The 20,397-nt window shown below is 32.5% G+C and carries 21 protein-coding genes; 9 read left to right on the top strand and 12 right to left on the bottom strand.

From position 1 onward, the window contains the following. Positions 1-132: 132 nt before the first annotated feature. From HGK31_RS09360 to HGK31_RS09315, 10 genes are all read right to left on the bottom strand, one after another. Complete coding sequence (locus HGK31_RS09360; RefSeq protein ID WP_191859515.1) at positions 133-1,152, bottom strand: amidohydrolase family protein; 1,020 nt, start codon at positions 1,150-1,152, stop codon at positions 133-135. Between the two features lie 6 nt (positions 1,153-1,158). Further along, positions 1,159-1,650, bottom strand: a complete 492-nt coding sequence (locus HGK31_RS09355; protein WP_191859514.1) for a Cif family virulence factor — start codon at positions 1,648-1,650, stop codon at positions 1,159-1,161. A gap of 138 nt (positions 1,651-1,788) precedes the next feature. Next, complete coding sequence (locus tag HGK31_RS09350) at positions 1,789-1,968, bottom strand: adenylosuccinate synthetase (RefSeq protein WP_191859513.1); 180 nt, start codon at positions 1,966-1,968, stop codon at positions 1,789-1,791. Positions 1,969-2,463: 495 nt separating this feature from the next. Next, positions 2,464-3,240, bottom strand: coding sequence for a DUF6090 family protein (locus HGK31_RS09345; RefSeq protein WP_191859744.1), 777 nt, complete (start codon positions 3,238-3,240; stop codon positions 2,464-2,466). Between the two features lie 27 nt (positions 3,241-3,267). Next, positions 3,268-4,020, bottom strand: coding sequence for a DUF6090 family protein (locus HGK31_RS09340; RefSeq protein WP_191859512.1), 753 nt, complete (start codon positions 4,018-4,020; stop codon positions 3,268-3,270). 13 nt (positions 4,021-4,033) lie between these two features. After that, positions 4,034-4,792, bottom strand: coding sequence for a DUF6090 family protein (locus tag HGK31_RS09335; protein WP_191859511.1), 759 nt, complete (start codon positions 4,790-4,792; stop codon positions 4,034-4,036). 35 nt (positions 4,793-4,827) lie between these two features. Continuing rightward, positions 4,828-5,571: a DUF6090 family protein gene (locus HGK31_RS09330; RefSeq protein WP_191859510.1), complete on the bottom strand. Its 744-nt coding sequence runs from the start codon at positions 5,569-5,571 to the stop codon at positions 4,828-4,830. 18 nt (positions 5,572-5,589) lie between these two features. Beyond that, positions 5,590-6,354, bottom strand: coding sequence for a DUF6090 family protein (locus tag HGK31_RS09325; RefSeq protein ID WP_191859742.1), 765 nt, complete (start codon positions 6,352-6,354; stop codon positions 5,590-5,592). A gap of 194 nt (positions 6,355-6,548) precedes the next feature. Next, positions 6,549-8,402, bottom strand: a complete 1,854-nt coding sequence (locus tag HGK31_RS09320) for a T9SS type B sorting domain-containing protein (RefSeq protein ID WP_191859509.1) — start codon at positions 8,400-8,402, stop codon at positions 6,549-6,551. A 120-nt stretch (positions 8,403-8,522) separates the two neighbouring features. Then, positions 8,523-8,876: a 4Fe-4S dicluster domain-containing protein gene (locus HGK31_RS09315; protein WP_191859508.1), complete on the bottom strand. Its 354-nt coding sequence runs from the start codon at positions 8,874-8,876 to the stop codon at positions 8,523-8,525. Between the two features lie 76 nt (positions 8,877-8,952). Here HGK31_RS09315 and HGK31_RS09310 point away from each other — a divergent pair, with 76 nt between their 5' ends. From HGK31_RS09310 to HGK31_RS09275, 8 genes are all read left to right on the top strand, one after another. After that, on the top strand, positions 8,953-10,011 hold the full coding sequence (locus HGK31_RS09310) for an acyl-CoA reductase (RefSeq protein ID WP_191859507.1): 1,059 nt from the start codon (positions 8,953-8,955) through the stop codon (positions 10,009-10,011). A 137-nt stretch (positions 10,012-10,148) separates the two neighbouring features. Next, positions 10,149-11,210, top strand: a complete 1,062-nt coding sequence (gene serC / locus HGK31_RS09305; protein ID WP_191859506.1) for a 3-phosphoserine/phosphohydroxythreonine transaminase — start codon at positions 10,149-10,151, stop codon at positions 11,208-11,210. A gap of 131 nt (positions 11,211-11,341) precedes the next feature. Further along, positions 11,342-12,304: a D-2-hydroxyacid dehydrogenase gene (locus HGK31_RS09300; RefSeq protein ID WP_191859505.1), complete on the top strand. Its 963-nt coding sequence runs from the start codon at positions 11,342-11,344 to the stop codon at positions 12,302-12,304. A 105-nt stretch (positions 12,305-12,409) separates the two neighbouring features. After that, positions 12,410-13,045, top strand: coding sequence for a DUF937 domain-containing protein (locus HGK31_RS09295; protein WP_191859504.1), 636 nt, complete (start codon positions 12,410-12,412; stop codon positions 13,043-13,045). Positions 13,046-13,163: 118 nt separating this feature from the next. After that, the gene (locus HGK31_RS09290) at positions 13,164-13,598 is read left to right on the top strand and encodes a DUF6146 family protein (RefSeq protein WP_191859503.1); all 435 of its coding nucleotides are present in this window, start codon (positions 13,164-13,166) and stop codon (positions 13,596-13,598) included. Positions 13,599-13,624: 26 nt separating this feature from the next. Then, entirely contained in the window at positions 13,625-14,119 is a 495-nt protein-coding gene (locus tag HGK31_RS09285; protein WP_191859502.1) for a DUF6787 family protein, read from the top strand. Beyond that, entirely contained in the window at positions 14,119-14,448 is a 330-nt protein-coding gene (locus HGK31_RS09280; RefSeq protein ID WP_104733840.1) for a hypothetical protein, read from the top strand. Before HGK31_RS09285 ends, HGK31_RS09280 begins: the two co-directional genes overlap by 1 nt. A gap of 40 nt (positions 14,449-14,488) precedes the next feature. Further along, a complete protein-coding gene (locus tag HGK31_RS09275) occupies positions 14,489-16,738 on the top strand; it encodes a TonB-dependent receptor (RefSeq protein WP_191859501.1) in 2,250 nt (749 codons plus the stop codon). Positions 16,739-16,785: 47 nt separating this feature from the next. On the opposite strand, the gene HGK31_RS09270 is transcribed toward HGK31_RS09275, so the two are convergent. Both HGK31_RS09270 and folE read right to left on the bottom strand, forming a co-directional pair. Next, the gene (locus HGK31_RS09270; RefSeq protein WP_191859500.1) at positions 16,786-17,076 is read right to left on the bottom strand and encodes a hypothetical protein; all 291 of its coding nucleotides are present in this window, start codon (positions 17,074-17,076) and stop codon (positions 16,786-16,788) included. Positions 17,077-17,123: 47 nt separating this feature from the next. Next, on the bottom strand, positions 17,124-17,720 hold the full coding sequence (gene folE, locus HGK31_RS09265; RefSeq protein WP_104733843.1) for a GTP cyclohydrolase I FolE: 597 nt from the start codon (positions 17,718-17,720) through the stop codon (positions 17,124-17,126). Between the two features lie 208 nt (positions 17,721-17,928). Here folE and HGK31_RS09260 point away from each other — a divergent pair, with 208 nt between their 5' ends. Then, on the top strand, positions 17,929-20,364 hold the full coding sequence (locus HGK31_RS09260; protein ID WP_191859499.1) for a DUF5916 domain-containing protein: 2,436 nt from the start codon (positions 17,929-17,931) through the stop codon (positions 20,362-20,364). Positions 20,365-20,397 lie beyond the last annotated feature (33 nt).

The following is a 20,397-nucleotide window of genomic DNA, read 5'->3' as shown; positions in this document are numbered from 1 at the left end:
CCTAAGGTTGTTGGATATGGCTTGTGTCGTTTAAGCAACTAATTTAGCAAATACAAACCGAATAGAAAATCCGTTAGGGCTTTGGTAAATAGGCTAGAACTAGCAATTACCTATAAGCAATGTTGTAAACAGTTATTTTTTTAATCTCAAAAATCTTGCGGCATTATTATAAAAAATATCTGCTTTTTGTTCATAGGATAGAAATGATGCTTCGTTAATAATATCTATTGAATGTTCTATTAATTTAGGCCAAATTATCATATCAGACCCATACATAATCCTTTTATCAAAACCTGCTAAAACCATTTTCTTTAAATGGTATTCATAAAAGTATTCTTTTGGATAGGCCCATTGAATGCCACCGATATCAACATATAATTGTGGGTAATGATATAGCATGGTTATCAACTCATCAATAAATGGTTCTCCATAATGCATTATAGAAACACGCATTTTTGGGAACTTTTTTAAAACTTCTTCCAGTAGAAGTGGGTTTGATAGTTTGGCTTTATAATCTGGATAACCCATGTATGGCGTGCCTGGAATACCACTACCAAGATGAATTGCCACTGGAATATCTAATTCTTCGGCTACTTTGTAGTATGGAAACATTCTAGGGTCATTAGGAGCTATTCCTGCATATTGATTTGAAATTTCACCAATAACCTTTATATCATTCTCTATAATTAGGGTTTTCATTTGATCTGGAGAAATACTGTCTCTGGTTATCCTAAATTCAATGCTTGGAATAATATGTTCAGGAAGTCTGGATTTCCAATTTGTAATATCAGTTAGAGAGCCGCTTGCTATTGCTACTACATTATGTTTTTTTAATTGACTCTCGAGCTCTGTTAGATACCCATCATATGATTTTGGAGACATTAATGCGTTTTCACAATCAGGATTACCAAATTTTTCATTCCATACATCTTCAAACTTTTCTTGAGGATCAAAACTTTCTATCAAGGTTGAAAATGGTGGACATAAACCGAGAACAACAGGAGGTAAACTATTTTCGTTGTCTACATGAATATGCATGTCTATTATTGGGCCGGTGTAAACCTGATTGTCCACACTTGGTATATTTTCAGATTTTTTTAAGTTACAGGAAGTCAAGATTAATAATACCCCTATTATTTTGAAAGGTTTCATATGCTATTATTCTAGTTTATTAGTTGTGGCCACTTCCCTATGCAACTTCCATTTTCCATCGTTTTTATCCTTTTTTAGTATGGCCAGGAATGTATCTTCAATTTCAACGGGCTCTCCTTGTTCGTTGGTATAATATACAGAACTTACTCCAAAGTCATAAGCGACACTGTCACTTACTATTATAGTTTCTTGGGGTTTCATTACCAAACTATCATAACTAAAGGAACCAACAGGTTCATTGCGTAAACGCTTGTATTCTTCCCAAGTTCCGCAAATGGGTGTTAGTGAGATAATGTCTTTGGTGCCATATTGTTTTAAATCGGCGTAGCGTTTTTCTTTTATTGCCAACTGAAACCCTGTCCGAGTTTCTTCAATTGCCGCTAATTCGGCTTCTATGTCAATTTTGTTCACAACAGGAAGTTTGGCCTCTGGTTGATTGTTTTTCTGGTTGCAGGAAATGAGGAATACTGTTAGTAAAAGAAATAATAAGTTTTTCATTTTATGTTGAATTTGTGGTTATTTTTAGTTGATGCCAACGGGATTGTAGGTTTATTGACGTGGTTTGATCACCTAAATTAATAAATACTAACTAAATAAATACGAGCACAACGAACTAAACATAAGTGATACTATATTTTAATCTTTATTACGGTTTTTTTGTTTTCTCCATATGAGATACAGGATAATGATAAGTATAGGCAGTATAATAAATACTATAATATTGAATGGTTTGGAAATATCTATAGGACTGATGTCATCAGGATTGCGTGTGCCTGGTGGTAGCTGACTTATGACTAGTTGTCTGATGTTTTGCATGGTGTTTGTGTTTAACGTAATTTACAAAAAAACTATGCGTTTGTAATTCTTTTTGTCAGTTCTTTATTGTGTGTTCATTATTTTTTCAGTTCAAGATTAATAAACTCAATAATTTCTCCAATTTTATAAATCTGATTTTCATAGTATTTTCTTTGCTGATTAATTAATCTACTTTTCATTGAAATACTATTATAAAAAAAAGAGTCTTCTATTAATTTCTCATAGGATGTTTCAAAATTCCTATTACAACAAGGATGATTTCACCAATGGCATATTTTAGGTGCCTGCCTGTTATATTTTCTATAAGGAGTGATTTACGAATGTGTCTAAAAAACTTAATCATATTTCACACATTTTAATTTTGAGCTTTCCGCAAGCGGCTATCTCCACCATCCCCATTTTCATGAGGACTCTACTAGACCTTTGATTTTGCAAATGCAAAATTATGTTTCGATAATGAAAGAATTTTATCATGGGCTTGTAGTGCTGCTTTCATTATTTTATTACTTTTAAATCTATTAGTTTTATCAATTCCTCTGCTTCTTTTTTAGTTTGATTAAAAACATTTTGAAGTCTCAAATGCCGTACATAATTTTCCTTAAAGTGATTTCTTCCTTGTACGGTTGTTGCAAAATCTATAATCAAGTTTGCTTGCTCAACAGAATCCGTAATCATCGGAAAATGCTCTATATCTAATGATCTGGAATTGCTTTTAATGTAATTTATGTCAACTTCAATTTTGCTAAACAAATCTCTCTTGTACTGTTGTTTTTCTGTAACTTCTTTCTCATCCCATTCTGTGTGAGCCTTGAGCCTCTCATTGGTTTTTGTGTAATATTGTGAGAGTACTGTGAAAAGACTATCATACCCTATTAACTTTGAATTTCCTGAATTTTGGACATTACTAAAGGTTCGATTGTTGATTTCCCTATCGTAATATGTTCTACCAATAGCAAGCATGATAGAGTCTGCATCGGCGATTTTATAACTAGTTCGTCTTAAAGCCCACAATTCTGCACTCATTTCTTCGTCTAGTCTTGTTAATGCTTTATTTAAGCTGATAGTGTCACTTATTAAATCTTTCCGAAATTCTTCAAGATAATTTAGTGATTTTGAAATGGCTTGTCGATTTTCATTCCAGTTATTAATCTGTAGCGCAATTAGAATTCCAATAACCACTAGAACAATTTCGCCAATGGCATATTTGAGGTACCTGCCTGTTTTGCCTTCTGAAAGTAAGTTTTGGCGTATTCGCCTAAAGAATTTTATCATTGGGTTGGTTGTGCTTTCGTTATTTTTTTAAAGTTCAGATAAATACGTAGTCAATAGTTTTAGTAATTCTGCATTTTCTTCTTGCAAAACTTTTAGTTCATTATTTACTCCAAAGGCGTAATTAGCCATAACGCTATTCCTTAACTCATCATTTTTTAATGCATCTACTATGTCTGGTTCAATTGCATTTTTCAGTGACTCTTTATCAAATACGTTGGGAATTTTGAATGCCAATTTTCTCAACTCGAACCTGTTACGTTCATAGTATGCTTGGTCACCATTTATAAACTCTTGGTAAGTATTATACAGTTCAATAATTTTCTTTCGAATATCTTGTTTTCCAATCAGACTAATTCCACCAGCACTCCTCATTTCGTCAATTGTGGCAGTATTTGGCACGAATCCAACAGGCATTCCCCATTGCATTGCAAAGAAGTAAGCAATAGAATCTTTGGAAAACTGATATCCATCAAAATACTCGTACAACTTTTCTTTTCTCCGAACTTGTTCATTTGACATTGTTTTGAGATCACTAACAGCGATAGAGTCTGATTTAAGATCATTTATAAGTCCTGCCAAATAGTGCTTTTCTAACTTTCTGTCATTTCTATCATTATTCCAGTTATTAATCTGTAGTGCAATTAGAATACCAATAACCACGAGAACAATTTCGCCAATGGCATATTTTAGGTACCTGCCTGCCCGCCCGACCGAGTCATTCGGGCTGGTTTTACCTTCGGAAAGTAAGTTTTGTCTAATATGTCTAAAGAATTTTATCATTGTTGGTATTTTACTATTCTTTATCAATCTCGTTTTCAATTACTGCAAGCATATTTATTATTCTATCTCTTAATGTTTGCGATTGGAGATTGGTTATTTGATTAAATGTTATTACCTGTCCAATTATACCTTCTAATTCAACATCATTCAGGACTTTTAAAAAGTCTAAATCTTTTTTGGTTGGTTTTATGGTAAACTTGTGATTGTATTTTTTGTCTAGTGCTTCAGTAGGCGTATATCCATCCTTCCAGAGTGCATTATTAAGATTTCTTGAAACACCAAGCCTAATATAACAGGGAATTATTATTTCGGTACGAAATTTTTTATATTCTAATTCTAGCTCTTGAACTTGATAGACTTCGGAAGACCAATTTGATAAAATACTAGTTAACTCTTGATTTTGTATAAGACGTAATTTTTCTGAACCTACAATATCGTTTTTAATAGGGTCAAATGTTGGGTCTCTCATTATTAACGAAAGCGATTTGTAAAGTTCACCTTCATTAATTGATTCTGGATGATCAATTTGATTGAGTAAATTGTTACAAGCCTCTAATCCTTGATTACGCATTAGAATTTTCTCTTCTAGTTGCACGAGATTGCTTTGATATTCACTTTTTAATTGTTTTAAAATTAATTGTTCCTGCTTTAAATCTTTTTGTTTTTCATTCCAATTATTAATACTCAAAGCAATCAAAATTCCTATTACAACAAGGATGATTTCGCCAATGGCATAAAGTAAATATTTACTTGCTCGATTTTCTTTAATCATATTTTGCCTAATTTTTCTAAAGAATTTTATCATGTCTATGATTTTAGATTATTATCAATTAAATCTAGTAAACGTTTTATTTCTTCAGTAGTAGTATCTAAAAGTTCATTTTGACCATCCATATTTGCAATCATAATAAAAAGATGAGCATAAACTTGTGTATCACTGTGTATATTAGTCTCTGAAATATCAGGTAAATGAGAATCGTGTTTCATCAATTCTTTTACAAATTGTCTGCTGGTTAGTTTAGGCATAATGTAATCTACAAATTGCCGCGTTTGCTCTTTAATACGCTCTTGGGTACTATTCTCAAAATCTCTTTTATAGTATAGTGAAAGGTTTTTTCTTAACTCCATATTAGTAATAAGGTCAATATTTTCTGAAGCTATCATATTTTCAAAAGCAATATTGTTAGGTTCAAAAACATTAAATTCAGCTATTACATACATATAATCAGTAATTACAGGTATATATTTTTCAGGGTTTGAAGACTGTTCTAACACTACATAGGTTGTGTCTATGTAAGAAGCTTTATCAGCATTAAATTCTTTTACTTCTTTTATGCTTTCTAAATCATTGTTTAAGCTAATTCTAATTTGTTTTAAATAGACCTGCTCTTTGGATTTTAATAATCGCTTGGTATTCCAGTCATTTACCTGAAGTGCTAAAAGAATACCAATCATAACTAAAATGATTTCGCCAATGGCATATTTTAGATATTTACCTGTTTTACCTTCTGATAGTAACTGTTGGCGGATTTTACGAAAGAATTTTATCATGGGTTGGTTAGTCTTACGTTATTGACACTTTTTGGCTTGTAACAATTTTAAAGGTTCTTGCATTTCGATCTTTAAATTAGCTAAATGTTGTTTTTGCCTAACAAGCATGCCTACAAAAAAAACCAGATTGTCTTGAAACTTTAAAAATAACGGGTTATTAGGTTCGTTGTTCCAGTTGTTTTTTGGCAATAGGTCTAAATGTTCTTTGTCAAGCACATTATTCAGATAGTCTAAATCTTGAAACCCAAATTCAGATACTAAATCAAAATCACCCATTCTTTCAATAATTTCATTCCTGTTTTCTTGAAGCAGGTTTAAAATATTGTTTAAAAATGTACTGTGCTGAATCAATCTGTTTTTAAGTTCTAAATCTGTTAATAGCTTTAGCTGGCCAGAGGATGTAATCTCTTCAAAGGCAATATTGCTAGGCACAAAAACGTCTTGCCTCAAGGCCAATACAAATTTGTTTAGTATATCACTTCTTTTATTGGGTATGCTGTTTAAATCTAATAGCAGCTCTTTACATAGCTTAATTTTGTGCGTTGTGAGTTCTGCAGTTTCATCAATTAATTTTTCATTGAGTTCAAAGTCATCTAAAATTCGACAGTAGTAATCGGCTTCTGCAATCTTATTTTTCCGGTTTTCATTCCAATTGTTTATTTGTAAGGCTATTAAAATACCGATAACTACTAGAATGATTTCACCAATGGCATATTTGAGATATTTGCCTGTTTTACCTTCTGACAGCAATTGCTGGCGTATTTTACGGAAAATTTTTATCATGGGTTGGTTGGTTATCTGTTGATGGTCTAATTTAGGGAAAAAGATTTTATTAAGACTGTAAACAAAAAACCCCAAGCAAATACTTGAGGTTTTAATATTCTAATCTTAATAAAACGAATTAATTTTCAGGATGCATGAACGCTCTTTAAAAAAATGGCTATCAAATAACTGTTTATTTTTTTAATTGATTGTTTTTATCTTTTTAATGTAAAATGTCCAACTTTTTGATATCCTGAATCAGAATAAAACACAAACCAATAGTCCGAAGATTGACAAGGATTACCGTTGTAAGTTCCGTCCCAACCATTTGAATTGTAAGGTTTAAAGGCTATTATTTGTTTTCCATATCTATCAAAAATTTTTATTATAGATTCTTTCCTAACTTTTTCAGAAATACCATAAACATTCCAAAAATCATTCGTTCCATCATTATTAGGTGTGAAAAATTTAGGAAAGTTGATATTAAAAAGAGATTCATTATTTAATATACAATCTTGTTCAATAAAAAAATTGGAAATAGTATAGCACCCAAATGTATTAGTTGCTTTTATAAAAATTTCTTGACTTGAATTTTCAAGAAAAAAAATATTTTGTATTTGATTAGTGTTATTCTGTGCATCATTAAAACTTATATAATATGAAATGTTTAAATCATTGTTATTCAAAATGATATCATTTTCTATTTCATTCAAATTGAAATATCCATTATTATTTTGATCAAAATAACAAGATTCTAAAACTGTTGGGAAATTCCAATCTGATAACGGTAATAGGTCTGGTGTCTCATGATTAATTATTTGAAAATCAAAAAACAAACTGCAATCTATACTATTAGCGTATTCCACACGCACATAAATTGTTTCAGCTTCAGAAATACTTTGATAATTTAAATCTAATGGTACTGCCCCAAAATTTAGTTGAGGATCAATGTTGTAATAAACAAAAATTAAGTCGTCATTTGGATTTATCTGCATCTGTGATGAAACCTCATTGAAATCAAAACTATTAAAGCTGTCATTTTTGCATTTTATCAAATCTTCTGGTGGATCTACTTCTGGAAAAGTTTCAACATTAATATTTACTGGTGCAATTATAAATTCATTTGTTATTGAATTATCAATTCTAATGTAGATAGTTTGCCCACCCATAATAGTGTTTGTCCAATCGCCTATTATTTCGTTGATATCATTTTCAGCATCAGTGAAATTTATATGTGTAGAAGCATTGTAAGGAGATGCCTCATGAAAGCCAGCTGCTCCAAACCATTCATCTTCAATGTTTGGATTTTGAATTACGTCTGAAAATGAAAAATCAGATAAATTAATTTCATACAGGCGGTCTGGTGTCACACCATATAGTCTTCCTAGTTCTGAAGCAAGACCAAATGTGTTATTTGGTATTTGGCCCAGATCTACATGAGAAATGTAATCTCTATCTTGATTCACAGTAACTTCATAAAGCCTAAAATTATTATTACTTAATCTCCATGCTACATACATCTTGTCATTTAATAAAACAAAATCACCGCCTGAACTTCCATTATCAAAATCATACCATCTATCACCTGTAATTATACCACTTGGTAAAAGTTCAAATTTAAATACATCAGTATTTGTTGCAGATCCAAGATAAAAATTATCTAAATCATCAACAGATAATGCGTTACTCCCAAACCAAGAATAATTATAGTGGGTCATATTACAGTTATCATCAATTTCTGTAAATCCACCTCCCCTTAAAACAAATATTTCTTTATTTGAATTAATAGCTATATCTGTTAATTCAGCATCTAACTCACAAAAAGTTTCTATATTAGGATTGTTTGAAGGAGAATTAACAATAAGAACATTTCCGTTTGAAGTTGAGATTAGTATTTTTTCTAAAAAATCATCATCATCAATACCTAAATCCATTAAAACCAGTTGCTCTATTTCTTGAATGTTGAAAGTTGCATAACCATCATCACTACATACATTAATATCCAAGTTATTTCTTAATTGGATTTGTGCAACTCCGGAATCTTGAGAAAGCCCACTGAAAGGTGTCATAATGGAAAGAACGAAATGACATAAAATATTAAAAACTACGTAAACTCTCATCAATCGATAAAAATATTAAAGAACAAATAAGTAAAGTTTACTTGAAAAAACCTAAAGAAATTTTAAAAATTAAGAATCTGGATGCATAAAGCGTTGTTTGCCCAATAGGGTTTCTTCGCTTTCTACATGGTCGTCGTCCAGTACGCAGCAATCTACTGGGCATACGGCAGCGCATTGTGGTTCCTCATGGAAACCCTTACACTCGGTACACTTATCTGGTACAATGTAGTAAATCTCATCGCTTATAGGCTCTTGGGCTTCATCAGCATCTACAGCTTTACCATCTGGCAATACCACACTACCTGTAAGGCTCGTACCATCTTTATAACGCCAGTCATCAGCTCCTTCATAAATAGCTGTGTTTGGGCATTCTGGTTCACATGCGCCACAGTTAATACATTCGTCTGTTATTATAATTGCCATAGTAATTTTTCGTTTAAGTTTCCGTACTTTTGCGTCTGCAAAAATAAAGCCAAAACCATTCATAACCAAATGAACTATGGATTTAGAAAAAAGAATTAATGCCTTTGTAAAATTAGGTGAATTTTTGAGTCAGTTTAGTACGCTTGAATTCACAAAAATAGATACTGTTTTACACAACGATCTTTTTTTTGATGGCTTTAAACATCAAATAAAACTGGCCAAAGAGCATAACGGTTGGTTTAATACAGATAATATTGTTTACGCCTTTAATAATTGGTCTAATACGTTGACTAAAAATAATTTAAGCCAATGGTTATCAAAGTATAACTTTAATACTCTGGAACCAAAAACGGTTGCTATTATTATGGCTGGAAATATTCCTTTGGTTGGTTTTCACGATTTTTTATCAGTATTAATTTCTGGACATCAAGTGTTAGTGAAGCAATCGTCTAACGACAAGCAGCTCCTTCCCTATTTAGCCAAATATTTGGAATATGTTGAACCAGAATTTAAAGGTAGCATACGTTTTACTGAAGACAAGCTGTCTAATTTTGATGCGGTTATAGCTACAGGAAGCGATAATACAGCACGTTATTTTGAATATTACTTTAAAGATAAGCCTTCCATTATTCGTAAAAACAGGAATTCGGTTGCGGTATTAACTGGTAAGGAAACTGCTAAAGATTTTGAAAACCTCTCTGAAGATATCTTTAGATATTATGGTTTGGGTTGCCGAAATGTATCAAAACTATTTGTACCAAAGGACTATAATTTTGAAGGTTTTTTTAAGGGTATGTATAAATGGCACCCAATTATAGAACAAGCTAAATACGCTAACAATTATGATTATAATAAAGCCGTGTATTTAATGAGTGAGTTTGATATGCTTGAAAATGGCTTTTTAATGATTAAGGAAGATACTAGCTATGCCTCACCTATTGCCACGGTATTTTATGAATATTATGATAATTTGGAGCAACTGGAACAAAGGTTAGTTTTAGATTCTGATCGCATTCAGTGTGTGGTTTCTAATTATAAGTTGGATAATCAAGTGCCATTTGGCGCATCACAAAACCCACAACTTTGGGATTATGCTGATAATGTAGATACCATTGCATTTTTGTTAAAAATATAGTTGATAAATTATCAATTTATTAACGCCTAATTTATTAGAATTTAGCACCTTTGCATTCAAAGAAATGCGCTTTATTTCTTACTTGGAATAAGCCAAAGTTTAATTAAATACTATTCCGAATTTCCGGAAACTTAAATATGAAAAGACATAATTTTAGTGCAGGCCCATGCATATTACCAAAAGAAGTGATGCTAAAAGCTTCTGAAGCTATTTTAGATTTTGATAACGGACTTTCCCTTATAGAAATATCACACAGAAGTAAACCTTTTGTTGATGTTATGGAAAATGCACGCGCACTAGTATTGGAATTATTAGGTTTGGAAGGAAAAGGCTACAAAGCCCTCTTTTTGCAAGGTGGTGCTAGTACCCAGTTTTTAATGGTGGCTTTAAACCTATTGGAAAAGCGTGCGGGCTATTTAAATACAGGGACTTGGAGTGATAAAGCCATAAAAGAAGCACGTATTTATGATGATATCTATGAAGTAGCGTCTTCTAAAGAAGCTAACTATAATTATATTCCAAAGGGTTATGACATTCCTACGGACTATGATTATTTCCATTGCACATCAAACAACACTATTTTTGGGACGCAAATGAAACGTTTTCCAGAGTGCGAAATTCCTATGGTTTGTGACATGAGTAGTGATATTTTCTCACGTCAGTTAGATTTCACACAATTTGATTTAATTTATGCTGGTGCTCAAAAAAATATGGGTCCTGCAGGCACCACTTTGGTTGTTGTGAAAGAAGACATTTTAGGAAAAGTATCGCGTAAAATACCATCTATGATGGATTATAAGGTACATATTAGTAAAAGCAGTATGTTTAACACGCCTCCTGTTTTTGCTGTTTACGTATCCATGTTGACTTTGGAATGGTTGAAAAATTTAGGTGGTATTGAAGCCATTGAAAAAGAGAACAATAAAAAAGCGCAATTAATCTATTCTGAAATTGACTTAAATCCGTTATTTAAAGGATTTGCTACCAAAGAAGATCGGTCAATTATGAATGCAACCTTTACTCTAGCCAATGAGGATTTAAAGGAAACCTTTGAAACCATGCTAAAAGAAGAAGGCATTAATGGTTTAAATGGACATCGTAGTGTTGGTGGCTATCGAGCATCCATGTATAACGCCTTGCCTTTAGAAAGTGTGGGTGTTTTGGTAGATGTTATGAGCGAATTGGAGAGAAAGGCATAATAGTTTGGACATTGAGGTGTCACGTTGAGCTTGTCGAAACGCTCTCGAAATGTCCTTTTAAAAGAAGTTTAATTTAAAAAAGATTCCTGCTGGAGTTTATCTTGAGCAGTGTCGAAAGACAAGAAATAATTATGAAAGTATTAGCAAACGACGGCATTTCAAACAGTGGAATAGAAGCATTACAAGCTGGCGGATTTGAAGTATTGACAACAACGGTTGCCCAAGAACAATTAGTAAATTTTATTAATGAGAATAAAATTTCGGTATTATTAGTACGAAGTGCAACGCAAGTTCGTAAAGATATTATTGATAATTGTGAATCCTTAAAAATCATTGGTCGTGGTGGTGTTGGTATGGATAATATTGATGTAGAATATGCTCGTAGTAAAGGTATTCATGTAATCAATACACCTGCCGCTTCCTCACAATCGGTTGCTGAATTGGTGTTTGCCCATTTATTTGGCGGTGTTCGTTATCTCTATGATTCAAACAGAAATATGCCTTTAGATGGTGATACACAATTTAAATCGTTAAAGAAAAACTATGCCAAAGGTGTAGAATTACGTGGCAAGACGTTAGGAATTATTGGTTTTGGACGTATTGGTCGTGAAGTGGCAAAAATTGCTCTTGGTATTGGCATGAAAGTTATAGCCAGCGATAAATTTGTTGGTAAAGCTGATATTAAAGTGGAATTCTATAATGGTCAGTTTATTAATGTGGAAATTGAAACAGAACCAATGAAAGACATTATTAAACATTCTGATTTTATTACACTCCACGTACCTGCTCAAGAAGATTATGTTATTGGAGAAAAACATTTTGAAATGATGAAAGATGGTGTTGGGATTATTAATGCTGCACGTGGTGGTGTTATAGATGAAGTAGCCTTGATAAAAGCTATAGAATCAGGAAAAGTTTCTTTTGCAGGTTTAGATACCTTTGAAGAAGAACCAAAACCAGCTATTCAAGTTTTAATGAATGGCAGAATTTCGTTAACGCCACATATTGGTGCTGCAACCAATGAAGCACAAGATAGAATTGGAACAGAATTGGCATCACAAATCATTAGTTTATTAAAAGTTCAAGAAGCGTAATCGTTCAGAAGCCAAAAAAATTAGAAGTTAGTGACTTTTATCATTAACTTGTGTCTAATTGAATGGCTATCAAATTGTAGCATAATAACTTAAAAACAACTTAACATGTCAGGAATTTTAGATTTATTAAATAGTGATTTAGGACAAACAGTAATTAGTGGTGTTTCGCGTCAAACCAATCAACCAACAAATAAAACAGCAGATGTACTAACCATGGCGTTGCCTGTACTAATGGCAGCCATGAAACGTAATGCATCTACTCCTCAAGGTGCCGAAGGGTTAATGAGTGCTTTAAATAGCAAACATGATGGCAGTATTTTAGACAATTTAGGAGGATTGTTTAGTGGTGGTGTTGATGATGCGGTAATGACTGACGGTGATAAAATTCTTGGACATGTTTTAGGCTCTAAAAAACAAGGTGTTGAAAAAATTATTGGTGAAAAATCTGGTATGGATACCGATGCTGTTGCTGATATTTTAAAAGTTGCTGCGCCAATTCTTATGGGAGTTTTAGGAAAGCAAACCAGGCAAAATAATGTAAGCTCTTCAAATGATTTAAGTGGCTTGCTTGGTGGTCTATTAGGAGGTAACGATGCTCACGAAGAGCAAAGTTTTTTGGAAAAAATATTAGACGCTGATGGTGATGGTAGTATTGTTGATGATGTTGCTGGTATGGTATTAGGAAGTGCCAAGAAAAAAGGTGGATTAGGTGGATTGCTTGGAGGCCTTTTTGGAAAGTAACATTCATTGAGAAAATATATTGTAATAGCCAAACTTATTTAGTTTGGCTTTTTTGTTAAAAAGTATTTTGAAACAAAAAATGAGTTATAAATTTTGTAACTTTAGTAAAAGTTGTTTTATGAAGAATGTCGTTTATATATTACTTATCATTTCGGTGATTGCTAGTTGCAAAAGCAAGAATGTTTCAACAAAACCAAATTCTGAAGTGGTTGATACTTCAGAGAAGCAAGACACCATTCGTATTGCAAATGACTCACTAGAATATGAGGTCATTATTTTTGAAGCCGGTTTTGATTCCTGGATGTTGCGAAGAGCAAGACCTAGATCATATTATTCTGAAACATTTTTAGAAGCTAGAAACATACAATATGTTACAGAATGGAACCGTCGTGTGGTCTCTTCTGGATTTGACAGAAACCTTTACGAAATGCAAATTAACTACCAGCAGGGTATTGATTATGGTTTTGAAGTCAATTACATGCTTTATCACTTTTTTGTGTTTTTTGAAGAGAAGTATAAACAAAATTTAACTGCTCACAATCCTAGATTTTAGATTATCTTTGCATGCAAAATTGATTAATGGAGACATTTAAAAAGCAGTGGCAAATAACCAAAAATTGGCAGCTTGTATTTCCCTTACTTGGAATAATAATCCTTGTTTATAGTGCTTTTAAAATAGCTAATGCTATTGCTACAGATTGGCACTTTGGATTCCTAATAGTATTTACTATAATTTGTTATTTCATTTTATTAAAAATCACGCTCTTTTTATTTAAAAAACTGGAGAATAAGTGGGTAGTAAGGCAGCGATGGGAAATGATACGTATATTTATTGTTTTTGCCTTTACGGGTACGTCATCATTATATGTCGGCAGACCAATTATCAAGTTTCTCGGAATTACTAAAGAAAACTTAAATCCGTTTCTCTATTGGATATTATTCATTATTATTGGACTTATTTTCTATCAAATACTGTTAGTGTTTTTTGGATGGGTATTTGGTCAGTTTAAATTTTTCTGGGAATTTGAAAAAAAGATGCTGCGTAGGTTCGGTTTTAAAAGGTTTATCGATTAATGTTAAAGGATAAAAATCATATTATAGTTTTATTATCACTTATTTTGGTGGTTTGCCTGTTAATTCCTTCAGGTGTAAAATTAGCACACGTTTTTGAAAACCATAAACATGAGGTTTGTACCAACAAATCTACTGTTCACTTTCATTCACTTGATTTAGATTGTGAATTTTACAAGTTTAAAATTTCAAATCAATTACTACATACTTTTAAGAATATTGAATTAATAAACATTACGAATAATCATGGTATTATTGAATCTCAATACCAGTTTATTAGTCAATATCAACAGTTACAATTTAGCCTTCGTGGTCCTCCAGTTAATAGTTAATATCTAATTCAATTACATATTTAACTATTAAACATATTACATGAAAAACATTTTATTTTTATGTGTTTTGTCTTTAGCTAGTTTTGGTTATGGACAGAGCACCATACAAGGTATCGTAACCGATGCTGAAACAGGAAACAATTTATCTTACGTAAATATTTATTTACCACATTTGGAAAAAGGCACAACTACTAATGCGTCTGGAGAGTTTGAATTACAAAACATTCCTCCAGGGTCTCATACATTGGTATGTTCTTTTATTGGTTATGAAACCAAGTCAATTAATTTAAAACTGCCTTTAACAGAAAATTTATCTATTTCATTAATCCCTTCTGCTATTGAAATGGAAGCCGTTATCATTTCAACACCATTTCACAAACTACAAAGTGATAATGTGATGAAAGTAGAACGAAAAACAGTCAGTGAGCTACGAGCCTCTGGTTCTGTAACTCTAGCCGATGGTATAACTAATATTGCTGGTGTAGAATCGGTAAGTACAGGTTTAAGTATAAACAAACCCGTAATACGAGGTTTGAGTTCTAATCGTGTTTTGGTTTATACACAAGGTGTACGTTTGGAAAACCAGCAATTTGGTAGTGAGCATGGTTTGGGATTAAGTGATGCAGGTGTTGAAAGTGTTGAAGTAATAAAAGGGCCTGCTTCTTTGCTTTATGGTAGTGATGCGCTTGGTGGCGTACTCTATATCAATCCCGAGCGTTTTGCTAATGCCAACGAACAATCTGGTGACATCAATTTAAATTACTTTTCAAATACTGAAGGTTATAATACCAGTCTAGGATATAAATCATCTGGTGAAAACTTTAAATTTCTTTTTAGAGGGTCTTTAGCAGCGCATTCTGATTACGAAACAAGCGATTACAGAGTTACCAATACACGCTTTAAAGAGCAAGATTTTAAAGCTGGAATGGGTTATCAATCAACTAAATTCAAGACAGAATTCAGGTATAACGTTAATCACAGTAAATTAGGAATCCCAGAAGAAATAGGTATGCAAACTACCGATAAAAATCCACTACTACCCTATCAGGATATCACCAATCATGTATTTAGTTCAAAGTCAAAACTGTTTTTTAACAATTCAAAACTGGAGATTAATTTAGGATACATTTATAATGCTAGACAAGAGTTTGAAGATGAACATCACCATGAAGAACATCATGATGATGATGAGGATCATGAAGAAGATGAGGAACACGACGAAGATCATGATGAACATGTAGCTGAAGAGCCTGCGCTTAACATGAAACTTAAAACAGCAAATTATGATATTAAATATCACTTACCAAAAACCGGTAGGTTTGAAACTATAGTTGGTGTACAAGGTATGCACCAAACCAATGCAAACTATGGAGAAGAAGAATTGATACCAAATGCAACAACTAATGATTTTGGTGTCTTTGCGATGTCTCACATTCATTTTGAAAATTTTGACCTACAATTGGGTGCGAGATATGACAACCGATGGCTGAATATTGAAAATTCTGAAAGCCTTACTTATAATAGTTTTAATGGTGCATTAGGTTTTAAAACCAATTTATTTGAAAAAATTACTTTTAGATTAAATGTAGCCTCTGGGTTCAGAGCTCCAAATTTAGCCGAACTTACTTCGGATGGTATTCATCATGGAACCAATCGTTATGAAATTGGAAATAGCAACTTGACTTATGAGCAAAACTTACAAACCGATTTAGCGCTTGAATACAAGAGTGAACATGTTGAGTTGTTTGCTAATGGTTTTTATAATTTGGTGAATGATTATATTTACTTGGAACCGGACGGTACTTTAATAGATGGTGAACCCGTTTTTAATTATGTGCAAAATGACGCATATTTATATGGCGGCGAAATAGGTTTCCATTTTCATCCTCACCCACTGGATTGGTTGCATTTTGAAAGTAGTTTTGAATCGGTAACTGGTAAGCTTAATTCTGGGTCTTATTTACCTTTAATACCTGCAAATAGTATTAATAACACCATTCGCGTTGAATTTGACACCAAAAGTATGAAAAGTGGTTATGCATTTGTGAAGCTACAATCCACTTTCAGTCAAAACAATGTGAGTAACTTTGAAACACCCACAAGCAGCTATAACTTGTTGAGTGCTGGTATTGGAAGCACCATACAACTCTTTAAAAAAGATTTATTTATTTCAATAACGGGAACGAACTTGACTGATAAAAACTACATTAGCCATCTGTCAAGATTAAAACCTGATGGTATTTTTAATATGGGTAGAAACTTTAGTATTGGACTTACCTATAATTTATAATAATGATGAAGCTGTCTGAAAAATTAAAACTTTCAGACAGCTTTCTATTAATCGTTTATTTCAACAGTGATTACTTCTTTTTTCTTTTCTTCTTTACTGAATACATAAGTGTATAACCACATAATTGTAAACGTTGGAATAATATCAAGACCAGGTATGATTTCTTCAATAAATGAAATAGCACCTGCAGCCTTACCACTATTGCCTTTATACATCTTCGTCATTAAATAGGCTGATAATGGTGCCCAAATAATATCGACAAATGTCACAATGCCAATGGCATCAAATAAAATGCTCAAAGCTAGTTTTTTGCTTTTACTTAAATTTTCTAGTTTCATAATTGTGATTTTATATAAAAAATAGCAATAAGCATACCATAATTAAATTATGACAGTTTCTCACTAATAAGCTTTAAAAACTCATTTCGTGTTTCAATTTTTTCAAACTGACCTCTAAAACCAGATGTGGTGGTAACTGAATTTTGTTTTTGAACACCACGCATCATCATACACATATGAGATGCTTCAATGACAACTGCAACACCTTGAGGTTTTAAGGTATCGTTTATACAGTCTAAAATTTGTTCAGTTAATCGTTCTTGTACTTGCAGTCGTCTTGCAAACACATCTACAATTCTAGGTATTTTACTTAACCCTACTATATGACCATTTGGTATGTAAGCAATATGAGCTTTTCCAAAAAATGGTAAAATATGGTGCTCACATAATGAATACAGCTCAATATCTTTTACAATGACCATTTCATTGTATGATTCCTTGAACATGGCGCTTTTTAATATTTCAGCTGCATCTTGATGATAACCCTGTGTGAGAAACTGCATGGCTTTTGAAGCACGTTCAGGCGTTTTGAGAAGACCATCTCTATTTGTGTCCTCACCTAAATCTTCAATGATTTTTTTATAACGGTCTTTAACGTCATCAGTTACTTGCATATTATATTCTTCAAACTGTCTATAAGGCATAATTTGGTTTTTTATAAATGTAATAAAAATTTCAAAGTATTTTTTTAATAAAACCTTACCAAAATCTTAACACAATTATTCTGTTTTTAACGTTTAGTTAGTACTTTTAAAAGACAAACGGAATTAGATTTGCCAAGTATAGTGTAACAATTTGATTTTCATATTGTCTATATACCATCAATCAAAATTACAAGACTAATCACCTTTTATGCGAAATCAAGTTTTTCTATTACTTTTTACATTTTTCTGTTGCGCTTTATTTTCACAACAAAAGAAAAGCTTGAATATCAAGCGAACCGAAGTTGCTCCCAAAATAGATGGTATTCTAGATGATACAGTTTGGCAAGATGCTGAAGAAGCAAAAGATTTTATTCAATTTCGCCCAGAAATGGGAATCACAGAAACACCTGAAACACGAACCGTAGTTAAAATTTCTTATGACAATGATGCTATTTATGTTGGTGCTTATCTCTATGACGATCCTTCAAAAATAATGCGCCAGTTTACTAGCCGTGATAATTTTGGGCAATCCGATTTTTTTGGTTTTGTCTTAAACCCCAACAATGATGGTCAAAATAACACGGAATTTTTTGTTTTTAGTTCAGGAACGCAAGCTGACGCATTAGAGTCGCCAAGTATAGGTGAAGACTTCGGATGGAATGCCGTATGGGATAGCGCAGTAAAAATAGTTGATGATGGTTGGATTGTGGAAATGAAAATTCCCTACAGAACACTTCGTTTCTCAAATCAAGAAGTGCAGACTTGGGGTATGCAAATTCATAGACACTTTAGAAGAGATCGGTCACAATACACTTGGAATCCAATTGATGTTACCAAAGGTAATGTAGGTATTTACAATGGTGAATTAAAAGGAATTGAAAATATTGAGCCTCCTACCCGATTAACATTTTACCCATTTGTTTCTGGTATTGTTAATTCTTTTGACGGAGATACTGATACTCAATTCAACGCGGGTATGGACGTTAAATATGGTATAACCGAAAATTTTACTTTAGATGCGACGCTCATTCCAGATTTTAGCCAAGCTGGTTTTGATAGAGTGGTATTGAATTTAGGTCCTTTTGAACAAACTTTTTCAGAGCAACGCCAATTCTTTACTGAAGGTGTTGATTTGTTCACTAAAGGTGGTTTGTTTTTTTCAAGACGTGTTGGTAATGGACCAACAGGCTCTGTTGAATTGGATGTTAATGAAGAGATAACAGATTTTCCTAACGCAGTAAAAGTTTTGAATGCCATTAAAGTTTCAGGACGAACTAAAAATGGTTTAGGTGCAGGTATTTTTAATTCAATTACAGAAAAGACCTATGCAACAATTGAAAATACGGAAACAGGAGAAAGACGTAAAGAGCTTGTTGAACCATTTACTAATTATAATATTTTAGTAGTCGATCAACAGTTTAATCAAAACTCATCTGTAAGCATAATAAACACCAACGTTATGCGTGAAGGTAGTTTTAGAGACGCAAATGTTACTGGTGTTTTGGCTGATTTAACTACCAAAAAGAACACCTATAATCTTGTGGTTGAAGCTAAAATGAGTAACATAAATAAAGAATCTGGTACTGAAACGGGTTATAGTTATGAGCTGGAATTTGCCAAGGTTTATGGAAATTGGCAATATTGGATAGGTCATGAATATGCCGATGACGATTATGACATTAACGACTTAGGTCTTCAGTTTAGAAATAACTTCAGCAATTTTGGCGTGGAAGGCTCATACCGGACTTTTGAACCTACTGGAAAGTTTAATAGATATAACATAAATGCTTGGATAAATTATTCGAGATTAGCAAACCCTAGTACTTACACAGGTACAAATTTAGGTATAGCATTTTCAGGGCAATTAAAAATAATTGATGGTTTTGGTGGAAATTTAGGTTTCCAACCTGGCAAACAATATGACTATTTTGAGCCAAGAGTTGAAGGTCGTTATTTTATTTATGAAGATAGGCTTAACGGAAATTTCTGGTATTCTTCAAACTATAATAAAAAATTTGCATTTGATGCGAATGTTGGAGGCGCCACTTTTTTTGAACAAGATAGAGAAACTACAAATATTTGGTATAGTGTAAGTCCAAGGTTTAGATTTAATGACAAAATGTTCATTGTTTATTCTTTCAGTATAGATGATTACAAAAAAGACAGAGGTTACGCTGATATGACTGATACTGAAATAGTATTTGGCCAAAGAGATCGATTCACCATGGTCAATAGCTTATCTGGAAACTATAGTTTCAACCCTTTTCATACATTAGGTTTAACATTCAGGAATTACTGGAGTACGGTAGATTATGAGGATAATATCTACTTACTGCAAGAAGATGGTCGATTGCTAAAAACCCAAACGTCATTTGAAGAGGCAGGATTATCAGATCCAAACATTAATTTTAGCACTTGGAATTTAGATTTAAGTTATTCGTGGCAATTTGCGCCAGGTAGTTTTTTAACAGCTCTTTATAGAAATCAACTGTTTAATTATGATAGTGCCTCTAAAGCTAGTTACATTGATAGTTTAGATAGATTATTTGAACAACCAATATCAAATACATTTTCTTTGAAAATTCAATATTTTATTGACTATAACAATGTTAAAAAAATCTTCCGTAAGAAATCAGATTCCTAATTGTAAGACAGATTATATTGTATTACATTGCTA

The sequence above is a fragment of the Hanstruepera ponticola genome (genome assembly GCF_012931685.1).
Lineage (GTDB): Bacteria > Bacteroidota > Bacteroidia > Flavobacteriales > Flavobacteriaceae > Hanstruepera > Hanstruepera ponticola.
The sequence above is the reverse complement of the archived record's forward strand: the minus strand, read 5'-3'. Positions and strand labels throughout refer to the sequence as shown.

What these genes read in the sequence shown, in the direction of transcription:
- HGK31_RS09360 (WP_191859515.1), bottom strand. Translation starts at nt 1,152, where the DNA reads ATGAAACCTTTCAAAATAATAGGGGTATTATTAATCTTGACTTCCTGT.
- HGK31_RS09355 (WP_191859514.1), bottom strand. Translation starts at nt 1,650, where the DNA reads ATGAAAAACTTATTATTTCTTTTACTAACAGTATTCCTCATTTCCTGC.
- HGK31_RS09350 (WP_191859513.1), bottom strand. Translation starts at nt 1,968, where the DNA reads ATGCAAAACATCAGACAACTAGTCATAAGTCAGCTACCACCAGGCACA.
- HGK31_RS09345 (WP_191859744.1), bottom strand. Translation starts at nt 3,240, where the DNA reads ATGATAAAATTCTTTAGGCGAATACGCCAAAACTTACTTTCAGAAGGC.
- HGK31_RS09340 (WP_191859512.1), bottom strand. Translation starts at nt 4,020, where the DNA reads ATGATAAAATTCTTTAGACATATTAGACAAAACTTACTTTCCGAAGGT.
- HGK31_RS09335 (WP_191859511.1), bottom strand. Translation starts at nt 4,792, where the DNA reads ATGATTAAAGAAAATCGAGCAAGTAAATATTTACTTTATGCCATTGGC.
- HGK31_RS09330 (WP_191859510.1), bottom strand. Translation starts at nt 5,571, where the DNA reads ATGATAAAATTCTTTCGTAAAATCCGCCAACAGTTACTATCAGAAGGT.
- HGK31_RS09325 (WP_191859742.1), bottom strand. Translation starts at nt 6,354, where the DNA reads ATGATAAAAATTTTCCGTAAAATACGCCAGCAATTGCTGTCAGAAGGT.
- HGK31_RS09320 (WP_191859509.1), bottom strand. Translation starts at nt 8,402, where the DNA reads ATGACACCTTTCAGTGGGCTTTCTCAAGATTCCGGAGTTGCACAAATC.
- HGK31_RS09315 (WP_191859508.1), bottom strand. Translation starts at nt 8,876, where the DNA reads ATGGCAATTATAATAACAGACGAATGTATTAACTGTGGCGCATGTGAA.
- HGK31_RS09310 (WP_191859507.1), top strand. Translation starts at nt 8,953, where the DNA reads ATGGATTTAGAAAAAAGAATTAATGCCTTTGTAAAATTAGGTGAATTT.
- serC (WP_191859506.1), top strand. Translation starts at nt 10,149, where the DNA reads ATGAAAAGACATAATTTTAGTGCAGGCCCATGCATATTACCAAAAGAA.
- HGK31_RS09300 (WP_191859505.1), top strand. Translation starts at nt 11,342, where the DNA reads ATGAAAGTATTAGCAAACGACGGCATTTCAAACAGTGGAATAGAAGCA.
- HGK31_RS09295 (WP_191859504.1), top strand. Translation starts at nt 12,410, where the DNA reads ATGTCAGGAATTTTAGATTTATTAAATAGTGATTTAGGACAAACAGTA.
- HGK31_RS09290 (WP_191859503.1), top strand. Translation starts at nt 13,164, where the DNA reads ATGAAGAATGTCGTTTATATATTACTTATCATTTCGGTGATTGCTAGT.
- HGK31_RS09285 (WP_191859502.1), top strand. Translation starts at nt 13,625, where the DNA reads ATGGAGACATTTAAAAAGCAGTGGCAAATAACCAAAAATTGGCAGCTT.
- HGK31_RS09280 (WP_104733840.1), top strand. Translation starts at nt 14,119, where the DNA reads ATGTTAAAGGATAAAAATCATATTATAGTTTTATTATCACTTATTTTG.
- HGK31_RS09275 (WP_191859501.1), top strand. Translation starts at nt 14,489, where the DNA reads ATGAAAAACATTTTATTTTTATGTGTTTTGTCTTTAGCTAGTTTTGGT.
- HGK31_RS09270 (WP_191859500.1), bottom strand. Translation starts at nt 17,076, where the DNA reads ATGAAACTAGAAAATTTAAGTAAAAGCAAAAAACTAGCTTTGAGCATT.
- folE (WP_104733843.1), bottom strand. Translation starts at nt 17,720, where the DNA reads ATGCCTTATAGACAGTTTGAAGAATATAATATGCAAGTAACTGATGAC.
- HGK31_RS09260 (WP_191859499.1), top strand. Translation starts at nt 17,929, where the DNA reads ATGCGAAATCAAGTTTTTCTATTACTTTTTACATTTTTCTGTTGCGCT.